Here is a 14,592-nt window from a genome sequence, read left to right as displayed (position 1 = left end):
TCCCGCTGTCCCGCCAGGGTGGGACAGGAGGCGACGCCGGGATGGACTCACTGGACGCGCGCATGGAGCGGCTGGAGGCGCGGCTTCGACGGTGGCAGGGCTTCACCCTCGCGGCCTTCGTGCTGGCCGGAGCGGGGCTGGGAACCGCGGCCCTGCGTGACGAAGCTCCGCCGCCGCACTCGGGGGAGCTGGTGGCCTCCCGGCTGGTGCTCAAGGACGCCCGAGGCCGCACGCGGGCCAGCCTGGAAGCGGACCTCCACGGCGGCGCGGCGCTGGTGTTGAACGACAGCGAGGGCCGCCCTCGGGCGCTGCTGGGCGTGGGCCAGGACGACTCGCCCCGGCTGCGCTTCTCCACGGCGGAAGGTGAGTCGCTGGCGGAGCTGATGGTGTTCTCGGACGAGGCGCCGCGCCTGACGCTGTCCAAGTCCGGAGGCGCGGAGCTGTTCTCCGTGGGGCTTCAAGTGGATGGCTCGTCGCGGCTGGAGCTGGCGGACGTCACGGGACGGCCCCGCGCCATCCTGGGCGCGGACGAGGAGGGTTCGCCCGGCCTGCTCCTGGTGGACCGGCGCGGACAGCCTCGCGTGGAGCTGCGTGTGGGAAGCTCCGACGAGGCCAGCCTCGTGCTGGAGGGCCGCAACGGACAGGTGTTCCGCGCGCCCGGCGTGCAGTGACGCCGCGCCGTCATGAGGGGAGGGAGCCGGACGTCGGCACCTCGACGGAGGCCTACCCGTGAAGACACCCACGGACAGCATCCTGTTGATCCTGGACCTGGATGAGACCCTGGTCCACGCGAGCGAGAAGCCCCTGGCCCGGGAGGCGGACTTCCAGGTCCTCGGCTACTTCGTCCATGTGCGCCCGCGGCTGGAGCCCTTCCTGCGAGAGTGCGCTGCTCGCTTCCGGCTCGCCATCTGGTCCGCCGGGGACGACCGGTACGTCGCGGAGATCGTGAAGCGCATTGTTCCTTCGGAGCTGGCGCTGGACTTCGTCTGGGGGCGGAGCCGGTGCACATACGCGCTCGACCGGGCCGGCGTTCAGCGGGACGGGTTCCTCGATCCGGGCCTGCACTACGACTGGGTCAAGAAGCTGCGCAAGCTGAAGCGGCGGGGCTACCGGCTGGAGCGCGTGTTGATTGTCGACGACACGCCGGCCAAGTGCGTCCACAACCACGGCAACGCCATCTACGTCCAGGAGTACGAAGGACAGGAGCACGACACGGAGCTGCTCGACCTGTCCCGGTACCTGGTCACGCTCGCGGACGTGGACAACGTCCGGTGCATCGAGAAACGAAACTGGCGGAAGCAGCTCCGCCAGGGCTGACGCTCCGTTCCATCAACTACGGGAGAGGACAGGCGGGCCCTCGCCTCGGAGCGGAGGGTGGACCGCGCGACGATATCCGAAAGGCAGAACCCCGTGCGAGGACGCGCCCCCGTCCCCGCGGACCGCCGGGTGGCGCGGTGGTGGAATCCGTTTTCGCTCCGCGCGGGCGCCCGTTAACCTGGGTCTCCCAGCAGCCCTGTCCCACCTCTGTTCAGGAGCCCGGCCCGCTGCGTGCCGCCCGCTCTGGAGACGATATGACGCGCGAGTATCCCGAGGAGCAGCTCCTGGCGTTCATCCAGGCCATGGCCAACGTGGCGGCGAGCGATGGCCGGGTCACCGAGGACGAGCGCCAGCAGCTCGATGACGTGGTGCGGGGGCTGGGCCTGTCTCCCCGGGAGGAGCGGATCGCCACCCTCATCGAGAAGGAGTTCCAGAAGCCCGGCGACCTCGCGGACATCGTCCGCAAGATCGAGAACCGCGAGCTGCGGGCCTCCGTGCTGCGCATGCTCGTCGAGGTGGCGTGCGCGGACGGGGAGATCGCGACCGAGGAGCGCGCGGCCGTGAAGGACGCCGCCAAGACCTTCGGCATCGACACGTCGCTCGCCGACGAGCTGATCGGCTGGACGCTCGACTCGATCAAGCTCGAGCAGCGCGAGAAGGAGATCATGGCGAAGCTGCTCTGAGGCTGAAGGACGCCGTGTCCCCGCACCGCCCAGGAGGCCCCATGGTCGCGCAGACGTCACCCGAGGAGCTCACCGCGCAGGTGCGCCAGCGCATCGTCGACCTGGCCCGACAGGGCGGTTACTTCGACGCGGTCCTGGGCGCGGGGCCGGAGCTGGACCGGCTGAAGCACTACCTGCGCATGCTCGCGGGCCAGGTGCCCGCGCCTCCCGCCCGGCCCGAGCAGTCCCCCACCATCTTCCCGCCCTTCCCCGGCCTGGATGAACGTCCGTGGCGCGACCCGCCGCCTCCGGCCGCGAAGGCGCTGGAGGGCTGCCTGACCGCGGTGACGCGCGACCTGGAGCGGCTGGAGCACGCGGACCTGCTGCACTACGACTCCGGCATCGTCGGCACGGGCCGCTGGACCGTGCACCCCATCTACTTCGGCGGCGAGCGCACCGACCGCCTCTTCTGGCCCCAGCTCGCCATGGAGGAGACGGCCGCCGCGGTGCGGTCGCTGGACGGCGAGTGCACCGACTTCCCGCTGGCGGACGTGCTCTTCTCCTCGCACGCGCCCGGGACCACGCTGACGCCGCACTGCTCGTGGGATGGCTTCCGGATGCGGCTGCACCTGGGGCTCCGGGTGCCGGAGGGCTGCGGCATCCGCGTGGGCACCGAGCGCCGTCACTGGGAGCCGGGCCGCGTGCTCACCTTCCACGACTCCTTCGAGCACGAGACCTGGAACCGGGGCACCGAGCGCCGCGTGGTGCTCATCGCGGACTGCTGGCACCCCGGCCTCACCGTCCCCGAGCGCGAGGCCCTGCTCGGCCTCACGCGCAAGTTCGAGGTCCGCGCGCTGCTCGCCCAGCTGCGCGTGCCGGAAGCCATGTCCGAGCCCCTCCTCGTCCGCTTCGAGGAGCAGGAACGCACGGACGCCCAGGTGCGCCGCTTCTGGCGCATGTGAGCCCCGCCGGAGCCACGGCATGAGCGGCACCGCTCCCGCGACACGGATGGCGCGCGCACTCCGGGATGACGGGCGCGGTGGACAAGGCCACCATCGTGCATGAGGCCGTGCCCTGAACACGAAGTGAGCGCCCCGGGCCCGTGCGCGGCGTGGACACGGGCCCGCCGTTATGGTTCACGGGCGCGTGCCGGGACCTTCCATCCCCCGGCACACGCTCGGAGAACACCATGGGATTCCTGCGGCCCCACGCCGAACGCATCTACGCCCTGCTCCGCATCGCCGCGGGGCTGATGTTCATGCAGCACGGCATGCAGAAGCTCTTCGGCCTGTTCGGCGGGATGCCCGCCGGGGCGCCGCCGTTCATCGTCTACGGCGCGGGGACCATCGAGTTCCTGGGCGGCCTGCTCGTGGCGCTCGGGCTGTTCGCCGGGCCCGCGGCGTTCATCTCGAGCGGCACGATGGCGTTCGCCTTCTTCATGGGGCACGTGCTCCCCAACGGGGGCAACCTCAACCCCCTCCTGAACAAGGGCGAGCTCGCGGCGCTCTACTGCTTCGCCTTCTTCTACATCTCCGCCCACGGCTCCGGCATCTGGAGCGTGGACGCCGCCCGCCGGCGCACACCCCGCGTGTGAGCGCCGGGCCGTGCCCTGGACCGGCCGCTGTGCTAATCCGCGCTGGCAACAGGGTGACGTCCCCACCCCCAGACCGGAAGACAGCCATGGCAGGCAGCAGCCTGATTGCGCTCATCGACGACATCGCGACCATCCTGGATGACGTCTCCATCCTGACCAAGGTGGCGGCGAAGAAGACCGCGGGGGTGCTGGGCGACGACCTGGCGCTCAACGCGGAGCAGGTCACGGGCGTGAACGCGGACCGCGAGCTGCCCGTGGTGTGGGCGGTGGCGAAGGGGTCGCTGGTCAACAAGGCCATCCTGGTGCCGGCCGCGCTGGCCATCAGCGCGCTGGCGCCCTGGCTGGTGACCCCGCTCCTGATGGTGGGCGGCGCCTTCCTCTGCTTCGAGGGCTTCGAGAAGCTCGCGCACAAGTTCCTGCACGGCAAGGAAGAGGACGAGGCGCACCACGCCGAGCTCCGCAAGGCGCTGGAGGACCCGAACGTGGACCGGGTCGCCCTGGAGAAGGACAAGATCAAGGGCGCGGTGCGCACGGACTTCATCCTCTCCGCGGAGATCATCGCCATCACGCTGGGCACCGTGGCGACGGCGGACTTCACCACCCGCGTCACGGTGATGGTGGGCATCGCGCTCATCATGACCGCCGGCGTGTACGGAATCGTGGCGGGCATCGTGAAGCTGGACGACGCGGGCCTGTACCTCAGCCGCAAGACGGGCGGGTTCGCGCGCACGCTGGGCGCCGGCATCCTCCGCGCGGCGCCGTGGCTGATGAAGTTCCTCTCCGTGGCCGGGACGGCGGCCATGTTCCTGGTGGGCGGCGGCATCCTCGTGCACGGCGTCTCCAGCCTGCACCACGCGGAGGAGTCCTTCGCCAGGTGGGCCTCGGCGGTGCCCGGCGTGGGCAGCATCCTGGGCGGGCTCGCCCCCATGCTGCTCAACGCCGCGGTGGGCCTGGGCGCCGGCGCCGTGCTGGTGGTGCTCTTCACCCTGGGCCAGAAGCTGCTCAAGGGCCGGGGCGCGAAGCAGTAGCCAGGTCCCCCGCGCCGGGGGCGGAGTTGCAACCACGGATGCTGGATGTCTTCACGAGTCCAGCAGAGGGGGGAGGACTCATCATTCCCACCTTCAGCGTCACGCTGACCCAGGCGCCCTGGAGCGTGCAGTGGAACATCCCCGGCACCACCTCCATCCAGACGGAGCTGCCGTTCTCGGTCACCGCCAAGGACACGTGGGGGAATACGTCCAGCAAGTCGCTGTGGTGCGGGGTGAACACCGCCTCCACCACCCCGTATGACCTGAGCTGCCACCCGTGAGCTGACGCGGCCGGGGAGCCCGCCCTCCCGGAGGGAATGGGTATGCTCCCTGGCCGCGCGGTCAGCGCTCCACGCAGGGGACCAGACATGGGTGTGGGTGACTTTCTCAAGCGGCTCTTCTCCGACCGACCGGTCCAGGTGGACTACAGCGGCGTGGAGGACGAGCGCCTCTTCACCCTCTGGAAGGAGCGGAGCTCGCTGACACCCGAGGCCGTCGCGCGGTTGCAGGCAGAGGCCTCACGCAGGGGGCTGGACCTCGCGTCCCGTGAGCCAGCGAAGCGGCGCGGCGCGGCGGCCGTTCCCTTCGAGGTTCCCACCGGCGCGCCTCCCGAACCGCCCGCACGTGTCCTCCGCACCAACCCCCTCCACGTGGTGGCGCCCTGTGGCGTGGTGCTCCGCACCGGGGAGAACCAGGGCGTGCTGTGCCTGCTGCCGCTCCGGGACGCAGGGACGGAATGGACGCGCGACTTCTCGCCCGGGATGGAGATTGAAGCGCTGGTGATCTGCAACGACGGCGAGGGGCTGCTGCCCTCGGCGTGGATGGCGGAGCGTCTGGGATTGAAGCCGGAGTCGGTCTTCGTGCTGTCACCGGAGCGCCCCGCGGACCGGCCGCTGCCGGGAGCGACGGCGCGCGACCTGCTCGCGACACCCCTGCCCCGGAAGCTCGAACGGGGGCCCCTCTTCCTCACGGCCTCCAGGGAGCATCCGAACCTGCTCATCGCCTCCTGGACGACCCCACCCGGTGCGCCGCGCTGGCGGGCCCTCGTGGGCCCCAGCGTTCCCATGGAGGAAATCGCGGCCCAGGGCGCGACCCACGTCGTGGGCGGCCTGGCGATTCCCGAGCAGGCGCAGGTCCCGATGCTGGAGGTGCTCACGCGCCTGTCGCACGTGGTGATGATGCTCGACGTGCAGGGCGTCGTGGACTGGGGCGCGACGCTGGCCCAGCTGGGCGTGGACGTCACCACGGTGACCCGCGTGAGGCAGGATGCACTGGCGCAGCTCGGCACGGCGCTGGGGGCGGGGCGCTGGGAGGAGGTGCCCGCCCTGCTCACGAAGCTCTCCGACAAGGAGCTGGAGACGGTGACCACGGGGCTGCTCATCCAGCAGGGGCGCGAGCAGGACGCCCGGCGGCTCCTGGAGCTCGCCTGCGAACAGCAGCCGGACTCCGGCGCGCGCCGGTTCCAGCAGGGCGTCGTCGCCTACGTCCTGGGCGACATGTCCCAGGCGCGAGCCTGCTACGAGCAGGCGACCCGGGCATCGAAGCCCGAGCCCCGCGCCTGGGCCAACCTGGCCGCGGTCCATCGACGCAGCGGAGACGCGGCCGAAGCCCTGCGCTGCGCGGAGGCCGCGCAGGAGGCCATGCCCGGGGACCCCGTCAGCATCGCCCACCGGCTGGGCAGCCTGCTGGAGCTGGGGCGGCAGGAGGAGGCCCGCGCGCTGCTCGCGGGGTCTAGCATGCACCTGGGTGAGGCGGAGCGAGCCTCCTGGGCGGCGTGGGTGGAGGAAGGACGTCCGCCGGAGTCCACGCACGACCTGTTCCCCCACCTCGCGGTGGCCGCGCGGGACTGCGCGAAGGTCTTCCTGGGCCAGGGCCGGCGCGAGGAGGCGAGCGCGCTGCTGCGCCGGAGCCTTCACTGGGATGGCTCGCGGAGTGACGTGCGGCTCGACCTGGGCGCCCTGCTGTCGGACCTGGGCCGGGACGAGGAAGCCGTGGCTGTCTATTCCGAGGGCGTGGCCCGCACACGCAGCGCGGGCGAGGTCGCGGCGCTCCGCTACAACCGGGCCCTCTGCCGGCTGCGCCAGCGCTCCCTCGCCACCGCGCGCGACGACCTCCGCGCCTGCCTGGAGCTGCTCCCTGGATGGGCGGAGCCGAAGGCGCAGCTCGCGGTGGTCCTGGCGGAAGAGGGAGCCCGAGCCGAAGCGAGCTCCCTGCTCCAGGAGCTGGCCGCGGCCCACGCATCACCGGAGCTGATCAGCCGGGTCCGCGAACGCCTGGCGCGGTGAGGCACCGCTAGCCGACGGTGTAATAGTAGGTCGTGATGCCCAGGGAGTCGTCCGTCGCGTCGGGATCGACACTGCCATTGTCGCCAACCACCGCGTAGCCGCCGGGGTCGGCCACGATGCGCGCGACGTTGGGCTTCCGCTTGACGATCGTTCCGAGCCCGACGCCCTGGCCGATGGTCAGGTGGATGTCCACCTCGGGATCGGGGGTCGTGGTCTGCGTCGCGTCACGGCAGATCTGCGTGAAGATGCTCATGGACGCGACGGTCGCGACAAAACCGCCGTTTCCCGGCACGAAGGTGTAGCCGCCCACGGGCGGGTTCCCGACCTCACCCACGCCTTCATACTTCCCAACGAAGATGACGGACTCACCGCCGTAGTAGCCGATGACCCGGTTCTGCACCTTCTTCTGGTTCTCGATGACGATGGAGCCGGGCACGATGAGGATCCGCGGATAGGCGGCCGACAGCTTCTCCATCTCGGTGAAGAACTGGCTCACCACCGTGACGGGGAGCGGCTCGGCGGGGAGCGCACGGCCCTTGCCGCGCCCCACGAAGGCATATTCAGGCGCCGCGAAGATGGACAGGGAGCCGGGGTTGCACCGCAGCGCGAACTGCGACAGGGCCTGCTTCATCGCGGCGAACTTCACCTTGAGGGTCCGGTCTTCCCAGTAGGGATTCACTGCCATGTTGCAGTTCCAGAAGCCGACCTTGATGGGCATGGATGGGTCTCCCCCGTGGGCTGCCCATCCTACAGCGTGGGCCATGACAGCGGGGAGGCGCTATCCTCCGGGCAATGCCCTTCCTCCCGCGCATTCACCTCTTCGAGTTCCTTGATCAACCGTGGCTGCCCACGGTGTTGCGCAGGGGAGAGGTCGACTACCTGCACGTCGTCCTCGACAAGTCGCGGCCCTATGACGGCATGGCGACGCAGCTGGCGGCGCTGCTGCACATGGCCGGCACGAACCAGCTTGTCGACCTGTGCTCCGGCACGGGCGGCCCGTGGCGCACCCTGCTCCCGGTGCTGCGGAAGCAGAACAGCGAGGCCGAGGTCCTGCTCACCGACCTCCACCCCACGCCAGGGCTGGAGCTGCCTCCAGGCGCGAGCTACCGCGACACCCCCGTCGACGCCACGCGCGTCCCCGAGGAGCTGAAGGGCGTGCGGACCGTCTTCGAAGCATTGCACCACCTGCGCCCGGCGCAGGTCCGCGCCCTCCTCGAGGACACCGTCGCGCGACAGGTCCCCTTCGCCGCCTTCGAGCTGACGCAGCGCTCGCTGCCCTACATCCTCTTCCAGGTGCTGCTCATCGTCCCCCTGGTGTGGGGCTTCACCCCGCTCATCCGCCCCAGGCGCTGGTGGCGATGGCTGCTCACCTACCTGGTGCCCGTCATTCCGCTGCTCCTCCTCTGGGATGGCGTGGTGTCGTCGCTGCGGACCTACGCGCCGGAGGACCTGGAGAAGCTCACGGCGGGGCTCGACGCGAATGGATACACGTGGCACGCCGGCGTCCATCGCGCGCGGGGAATGGCCATCACCTACCTCATCGGGCAGCCCGACGACGCGTAGAGCCCCCGGCCCCCCAAACCTAACGTCTGGAAACAATCCCCTCTCTTCACGGTCCCCCTTGGAAAACAGGGCCACGCGTCCCACCCTCCGAGCGCGGTGGACCGGGAGGAGATGCCATGCATGTAAGGAATTGGAGCGCCTTGCTGTGCTTCGGGCTGGCAGGGGTGGGCTGTGGGGGATTGCAAGGGGATGCGCTGTCGGGTGGGCCTTCACCGGCGGAGACCCTTCCCGTGGCCACGGTGGCGGACGACGCCCGAGAGGTGACCGCCCAGGCGTGCCCTCCTGGGGTGGCGACCCCGGTGGCGACCCCCTCCAGCCCCCGGGACAGGTGGACTTCATGGGGGAGCTCACCGACGTCCAGGGGACGCTCTACTTCGTCACTTCCACCATCGAGGCCGGCTCGGTCCTGTGGCGCAGCAACGGCACGGCGGCGGGCACCGTCCCGGTGAAGTCGTTTCCGGGGCCGCCCGGCGTCTATCAGCCGCAGCGCCTCGTCGCGGTGGGCAACAAGCTCTTCTTCCAGGTGCGCACCGACGCCAACGGCTTCGAGCTGTGGAGCAGTGACGGGACGGCGGGAGGGACCCGGCTGGTCAAGGACCTCACCCCCGGCGCGGAAGACTCCCTGATGAGCAATGCCACGGAGGTCGATGGCCGCCTGGTGTTCTTCCGCTGGGTGCCGCTCCCGGGAGACAGGGTCGGGCCGGAGCTGTGGCGGTCCGACGGGACGGCCGCCGGCACGCTGCGGGTGCGGGACTTCACCAGCACCCCGGGGCTCGCCTACGACACCTTGAAGGTCGGCGACGCGTTGCTCTTCTTCATCTCCGAGGACACGGGCACCACGCTGTGGCGCACCGACGGCACGGCGGCCGGGACCACCTCCGTCAAGCGACTGGACGCGGGGCGCGCCGGCATCACGGGTGTGAGCGGCCCGGGTGAGCAGCCGTTGTTCATCCTGGAGGACGGCCCCAACTCCGAGGTGTGGAAGACGAATGGCACCGCCGCGGGAACCGTTCGCCTGGACGCCTTCGGCAAGCGGGTGAGGCTGCTCGGAACGCTGGGCACGTCTGTCTATCTGACGTCCATGGACAGCCCGGTGACGAAGCGGCTGCGCATCGACCGGCTCTCGCTGGCGGGCGGTGGCAAGACGGGGATCACCACCCTGCCCAACCCCTACGGGTCCTACGAGTACACCTATCCCTCCGTGCCGATGGCCGTGGTCTCCGGCGGCGACATCTACTTCTCCGTGGCCATCGGAAGCGATGCGCCCGTGCCCACGGCCATCTCGCTCTGGGCGACGAATGGAACGGCGGCGGGGACCCGTCAGCTCCTCGACAACGGCAATGTGGAGTACGGGTACCGCTACCCGGTGTTCGCCACCGGCACGGGCCAGGTCCTGTTCGGCGGCGCGCCGGATCCGCTGGGCCCCGCCTTCCCCTATTTCACCCGGGGCACCGCGGCGACACAGGGGCGGCTGGCGGACGTCACCTTCCCGAACGCGTTCACCCGCGTGGGCAATCGCATCTTCTTCACCGCCATCGCCACCACCGGCGAGGGCCAGCTGTGGTCCGTGCCGGCCACCTTCAGCTGCCCGCCGGGACTGACCGGAGCACGCGAGTAGACAGGGACGACGCCGGGGCGCCCCGGCGTTGCGGTACACTCCGGCGCACACGCGCTGGAATGTCCTCCGACCTGCTCGAAATCTCAGACCCCATCGTCGACTACGACGTCGCGACGCTGAAGCCCCGGCCGGTGTCCCGGTCCGCGGTGGTGGCGCGGCTGATGGCGAACGGGCAGCGGCTCCCCGCGTCCAACGACACGCTCGACTTCGAGGCCTGCGGCCTGGCCCAGCTGCGCTCCCACATCGAGCTGCAACGGCTGAGCGAGGAGTTCCTTCAAGCAGACCGCATCCGCTGTGTGCTGCTGCCCCTGTTGCAAGCGCTGCGTGAGTCCGGCGTGAAGCCGCCGCTGCGCATCGTCGACGTTGGCTGAGGGCTCGGGTACGCCGTCCGCTCGCTCGCGGCGCATGGGCGGCTGGGGCGCGACGTCGAGCTGATCGGCTGTGACATGAACGTGACGTTGAGGAAGAGGAATCGCTCGCATGCGAGCCCCGGGTCGCGAACGCGTTTCAGTTGGAGCAGCCCGGGCACATCTACAAGCAGCTCTCGACCCTCCGGGGCCGAAACCAGGAGGCACCGGGGTCCCCGTGACACCGTGAAACAGGAAATCGCACGTGATTCCTGACATTTCCGGGGGACCCTTCCTCCCTCGCCTTGCCCGCTCCTCTGCCCCTTCCTAGGATTCAGGGCTCCGTCGATCTCCCCCCACCCCCTGGAGTCCCCACCATGCGGTACACGCGCAAGAACATCTCCGAGCTGCTCGACACCGTGCAGGGCAACCCCGACGTGACGGGCTTCTGGACGTCCACCGTTGGCGGCTCCACGTACAACATCACCCCGTCGGCGGGCGGCTACATCTACCAGGACATCTACAACCCGAATCACCGGATGTGCGAGGACGGCGGCCAGGTCATCTACGAGGACGCGTCCCAGGTCGGCTGCTACTAGCGCCCCGCTTCGCCGTCTTCCCCACGCCACCCCCGGAGCACTCCCATGCGTTACACGCGCAAGAACGTCAGTGACCTGTTGAACGCGGTGCAGGGCAGCCCGGACGTCCAGGGCTTCGGCACCTCCACCTTCGCCGGCTCCACCTGGACGATGGTGCCCTCCTTTGGCGGCGGCGCCGTCTGGCAGAACTCCTGGACGTACCAGTGGACCTGCGAGGACGGCGGCTCCGTCACCGCCGAGGACCGCTCCACGTTCGGCTGCTACTAGCTCGCGGCCCGCGCCTTCCGCCTGCCGTTCCACCCGCCACACGGAGGTCCCCGATGCGATTCACGCGCAAGGATGTCTCGGAGCTGCTGGAGCTGGTTCATGGAGGTCCGGACGTCACGGGCTTCGCCACGTCGAACTTCTCCAGCACCACCTACACGCTCGTCGCATCGGGGCCGGGAACGGTCTGGCAGGACCTCTTCAACTCGGCCCACCGGCTGTGCTCCGAGGACGGCGCGACGTCTCCCTCCGAGGACTGCGGCGGCGGCGCCTAGCCCCGCGGTCCGCCGTACCTTCCCCCGCCTCTCCCGGCTCGCGGTCCCCTCATGAACACGCGCCTCACCCTGATCCTCAACACCCACATGCCGCAGGTGTTGGGCGAGGGGCCCCTCTTCGACGAGCCGGAGAACTGGCTCTTCGAAGCGCTGACGGAGACGTACCTCCCGCTGTTCCGGATGCTGGAGCGCTGGGACGCCCAGCGCTTCGCCGGCACGCTGGTGATGTCCTTCACCCCGTGCCTCTTCGAGCAGCTCGTCGGCTGCGAGGAGCGCTACACCGGCTACCTCCAGCTGCTGAAGCGCATCGCCACGCGCGAGCTGGAGCGCACCTCGCGGCTGGAGCGCTACAACCGCTACGAGAAGTACCCCCAAGCCCTGTCGGACGAGGCGCTCGCGAAGGTCCACCGCACCGCGGGCATGTACCTGCGCCGCGTGGAGGACAGCCTCGCGTTCCTGCGCGAGCACAGCCTGCGGGACGTGTTCGCCGCGCTGGGGCGCTCGCGGCCATCCAACGTGCAGCTGTGGACCTCCACGCCGCAGCACAACTTCCTGCCCTTCTTCCAGCCCGCCGTCGCGGACCGGCTGGTGGCGCGGGGCGTGGAGTCCTTCCAGGACCTCTTCGGCCGCGAGCCGGACGGCCTCTGGCTGCCTGAGTGCGCCTTCCAGCCGGGGCTGGAGCGCGTGCTCACGCGCCATGGCATCCGCCGCACCGCGCTCAGCCTGACGGGCATTGGCGCGTCCCAGCCCCAGGACCCCAGCGGCGTGTTCCGCCAGGAGGACCTGGAGGTGCTGGTCCACGACTACCGCATCGGGCTGTACCTGTGGAAGTCGCCCGAGTCCACGTTCCCCGCGCACCCGGTGTACCGCGAGTTCTTCCGCGACGTGGGCTTCGACCTGCGGCCGGAGTACTTCGAGGAGCTGGGCGTGCCAGTGCCCGCGAACAAGCGGGGGCACGTGTGGACGGGCCTCAAGTACCAGGCGGTGACAGGCCAGAAGGTCGACCTGGGACAGAAGGCCCTCTACGACGTGGACGCCGCCAGCGCGCAGGTGTCCCGGCACGTGCGCGAGTTCTGGGAGCTGCTCGACTCGCGCCGCGCGCTCGTCCAGGACGGGCAGACGTTCGTGCTCGCGTTCGACACGGAGCTGTTCGGCCACTGGTGGCACGAGGGCGTCGAGTGGCTGGAGGGCGTCATGCAGCCCGCCACGTCGGTGCAGCCCCAGGCCGCCACGCCGCCGCCGGAGCCGCCGACGCTGCCCCGGCTCTACTATTCGACGTGGGGGCGCGACTTCTACAGCGAGCACTGGCTGACGCCGGGCAACGCGTGGATGTACGCGCTCATCAAGCTGGTGGAGGCGCAGCTTCCGGAGCCGGTGGACGCGGAGACGCGCGAGACGTGGCGCCGCTTCGAGGTCTTCAGCGGCAGCGACCTGCTCTTCATGATCCCGGATCCGACGCAGCGGGACCGGGCGCGCTCGCTGTTCCTCCAGCGTTACGCGGACGTCGTGTCGCGGCTGAAGGACTTCTCGCCAGAGCTGCTCACCTCCTTCCCGGTGGACCCCTTCAAGTGCGTGCTCATCCACGTGAGCAAGGCCGGAGAGCAGGAGCAGCCGCCGTTCCTCCTGCGCCGGCTGTCCCTGGAGGGAGTGAGCGCCGGAGCGCGCCGGGAGCTGACGCTCGACGCGGAGGTGCTGGAGGTCGCGGGCCTGCGCGTCGCGTTCCAGTACTTCCTCCTGCACCCGCAGGGCCGCTACGCGCTGCGCGTGGAGGGCTCCGGGCGCGAGCACGTCTTCCAGATGCCGGACTACGGCGTGCCGCTGCTCATCGCCCCCGACACCCGGACCTATCCCAAGTACGACCCGGAGGTGCTCTACCGGAAGCTGGGGGAGATCTGGGAGGGCGACCAGCACCTGCCCCTCCAGCAGCACCCCACGCTGCGCAGCCGCCACATGTACACGCGCGCGCACGTGATGGAGGTGCTCCAGGGCAAGCGGACCGCGGTCTTCAAGTACAACAAGGAGGGCTACGCCCTCCTGCGCTTCCGCGACCACAGCCCGGCCCCGGCGTGCGTCGTCTTCGATGACACGGTGACGCTCAGCGACGCGGGCACGTACATCCAGGCCGGGGCGCTGTCCGTGCCCGTGGTGAACGACCCGGCGGACATCGCGCGCCATGACTTCGACGCGGTGGTCTTCACCTGCTCGCTCAACTTCGAGACGGAGGTCCCGCACGTCCGCGCGCTGCTGGAGGTGGCCACGCGCCGGCGGCTGCCCGTGGTGTCGCTGTACGACGACATCCTCTATTACGACCTCTTCGACGGGCTGGAGCCGGACCCCAACCTCTTCTTCCGCGTGGCCGTGCCAGAGCAGGACGCGCTCGCGAAGCCGGGCCCGGAGGACTACGGGCCGCGCAACCTGCTGGGCGTCTTCGGCACGGACACGGTGCAGGGGAAGTTCACCACGCAGGTCTACCTGCGCGAGGCGCTGGCGAAGCACGTGCGCGTGCGCCACCACGCCACGGAGCCCACGGGCATCCTGCTGGGCTCGGACACGGGCTACTCGCGCGTGCTGCGCGTGGAGGGCCCGCAGCGGCTGGCGTTCGAGCGGCGCCTCATGGCGGACCTGGCGAAGGACTGCGACCTGGTCATCACCGGTGGGCAGAACGGCCTGCTCTACGTGCCGCAGGGCCAGGACCGCCGGGCCAACGCCTCCACGCACATCTACGAGACGTTCCTGCCGCGCCTGGTGGTGCTGACCGTGTCGGTGGACACCCGGCCGGAGGACGTGGTCGCGACGCGCGAGTACCTGGAGCTGCTCGCCCGTGAGCACGACGTGCCCTGCACCGTGGTGGGCCTGGCGATGATGGGCGGACGCAAGCTGCTGGGCAGCCGGTGGACGGAGACGTGGTTCCTGGGCGTCCGGGACGAGGTGCTGGAGGAGGCGCGGCGGAAGATGGAGCAGCACACCGGCCTGCGCGTCCACGCCATCCCCGAGGAGGCGGACGCGCTGGCGCGGAGCGTGCTCGCGCACCTGTGATGGA

General features: G+C 70.3%; 16 protein-coding genes. 15 read left to right on the top strand and 1 reads right to left on the bottom strand.

All coding sequences use genetic code 11. The features are described from left to right. The first annotated feature begins 41 nt into the window (after positions 1-41). From U8525_RS28010 to U8525_RS27975, 8 genes are all read left to right on the top strand, one after another. Positions 42-671, top strand: coding sequence for a hypothetical protein (locus tag U8525_RS28010; RefSeq protein WP_374269753.1), 630 nt, complete (start codon positions 42-44; stop codon positions 669-671). Positions 672-729: 58 nt separating this feature from the next. Beyond that, a complete protein-coding gene (locus U8525_RS28005) occupies positions 730-1,317 on the top strand; it encodes an NIF family HAD-type phosphatase (protein ID WP_374269752.1) in 588 nt (195 codons plus the stop codon). Positions 1,318-1,571: 254 nt separating this feature from the next. Beyond that, complete coding sequence (locus tag U8525_RS28000; RefSeq protein WP_374269751.1) at positions 1,572-2,000, top strand: DUF533 domain-containing protein; 429 nt, start codon at positions 1,572-1,574, stop codon at positions 1,998-2,000. A gap of 41 nt (positions 2,001-2,041) precedes the next feature. Next, a complete protein-coding gene (locus U8525_RS27995) occupies positions 2,042-2,941 on the top strand; it encodes an aspartyl/asparaginyl beta-hydroxylase domain-containing protein (protein ID WP_374269750.1) in 900 nt (299 codons plus the stop codon). Positions 2,942-3,168: 227 nt separating this feature from the next. Continuing rightward, positions 3,169-3,573 (top strand): DoxX family protein, encoded by a 405-nt coding sequence (locus U8525_RS27990; RefSeq protein ID WP_374269749.1) that lies wholly within the window; start codon positions 3,169-3,171, stop codon positions 3,571-3,573. 86 nt (positions 3,574-3,659) lie between these two features. Further along, positions 3,660-4,601 (top strand): DUF808 domain-containing protein, encoded by a 942-nt coding sequence (locus U8525_RS27985; RefSeq protein ID WP_374269748.1) that lies wholly within the window; start codon positions 3,660-3,662, stop codon positions 4,599-4,601. Positions 4,602-4,639: 38 nt separating this feature from the next. After that, positions 4,640-4,882: a hypothetical protein gene (locus tag U8525_RS27980; protein ID WP_374269747.1), complete on the top strand. Its 243-nt coding sequence runs from the start codon at positions 4,640-4,642 to the stop codon at positions 4,880-4,882. Between the two features lie 87 nt (positions 4,883-4,969). After that, positions 4,970-6,886 (top strand): tetratricopeptide repeat protein, encoded by a 1,917-nt coding sequence (locus tag U8525_RS27975; protein ID WP_374269745.1) that lies wholly within the window; start codon positions 4,970-4,972, stop codon positions 6,884-6,886. Positions 6,887-6,893: 7 nt separating this feature from the next. Here the strand turns inward: U8525_RS27975 and U8525_RS27970 are convergent, their stop codons facing one another. After that, entirely contained in the window at positions 6,894-7,604 is a 711-nt protein-coding gene (locus U8525_RS27970) for a hypothetical protein (RefSeq protein WP_374269743.1), read from the bottom strand. Between the two features lie 74 nt (positions 7,605-7,678). Between U8525_RS27970 and U8525_RS27965 the strand changes: the two genes are divergently transcribed. The 7 genes from U8525_RS27965 to U8525_RS27935 all read left to right on the top strand — a co-directional run bounded on the left by U8525_RS27965 (position 7,679) and on the right by U8525_RS27935 (position 14,588). Further along, positions 7,679-8,449, top strand: coding sequence for a hypothetical protein (locus U8525_RS27965; protein WP_374269741.1), 771 nt, complete (start codon positions 7,679-7,681; stop codon positions 8,447-8,449). 274 nt (positions 8,450-8,723) lie between these two features. Then, positions 8,724-10,067, top strand: a complete 1,344-nt coding sequence (locus tag U8525_RS27960) for a hypothetical protein (RefSeq protein WP_374269739.1) — start codon at positions 8,724-8,726, stop codon at positions 10,065-10,067. 59 nt (positions 10,068-10,126) lie between these two features. Continuing rightward, positions 10,127-10,438, top strand: a complete 312-nt coding sequence (locus U8525_RS27955) for a hypothetical protein (protein ID WP_374269737.1) — start codon at positions 10,127-10,129, stop codon at positions 10,436-10,438. A gap of 353 nt (positions 10,439-10,791) precedes the next feature. Then, on the top strand, positions 10,792-11,013 hold the full coding sequence (locus U8525_RS27950) for a hypothetical protein (RefSeq protein WP_374269735.1): 222 nt from the start codon (positions 10,792-10,794) through the stop codon (positions 11,011-11,013). 45 nt (positions 11,014-11,058) lie between these two features. Beyond that, the gene (locus U8525_RS27945; protein WP_374269733.1) at positions 11,059-11,280 is read left to right on the top strand and encodes a hypothetical protein; all 222 of its coding nucleotides are present in this window, start codon (positions 11,059-11,061) and stop codon (positions 11,278-11,280) included. A gap of 53 nt (positions 11,281-11,333) precedes the next feature. Continuing rightward, complete coding sequence (locus tag U8525_RS27940) at positions 11,334-11,552, top strand: hypothetical protein (RefSeq protein ID WP_374269731.1); 219 nt, start codon at positions 11,334-11,336, stop codon at positions 11,550-11,552. Between the two features lie 51 nt (positions 11,553-11,603). Continuing rightward, positions 11,604-14,588 carry a hypothetical protein gene (locus U8525_RS27935; protein WP_374269729.1) on the top strand — a complete coding sequence of 995 codons (2,985 nt, stop codon included), beginning with the start codon at positions 11,604-11,606 and terminating at the stop codon, positions 14,586-14,588. The last annotated feature ends 4 nt before the right edge of the window (positions 14,589-14,592 follow it).

The organism is Corallococcus sp. RDP092CA, from assembly GCF_041903675.1.
In the GTDB taxonomy this organism is placed as follows: Bacteria; Myxococcota; Myxococcia; order Myxococcales; family Myxococcaceae; genus Corallococcus.
The sequence above is the reverse complement of the archived record's forward strand: the minus strand, read 5'-3'. Positions and strand labels throughout refer to the sequence as shown.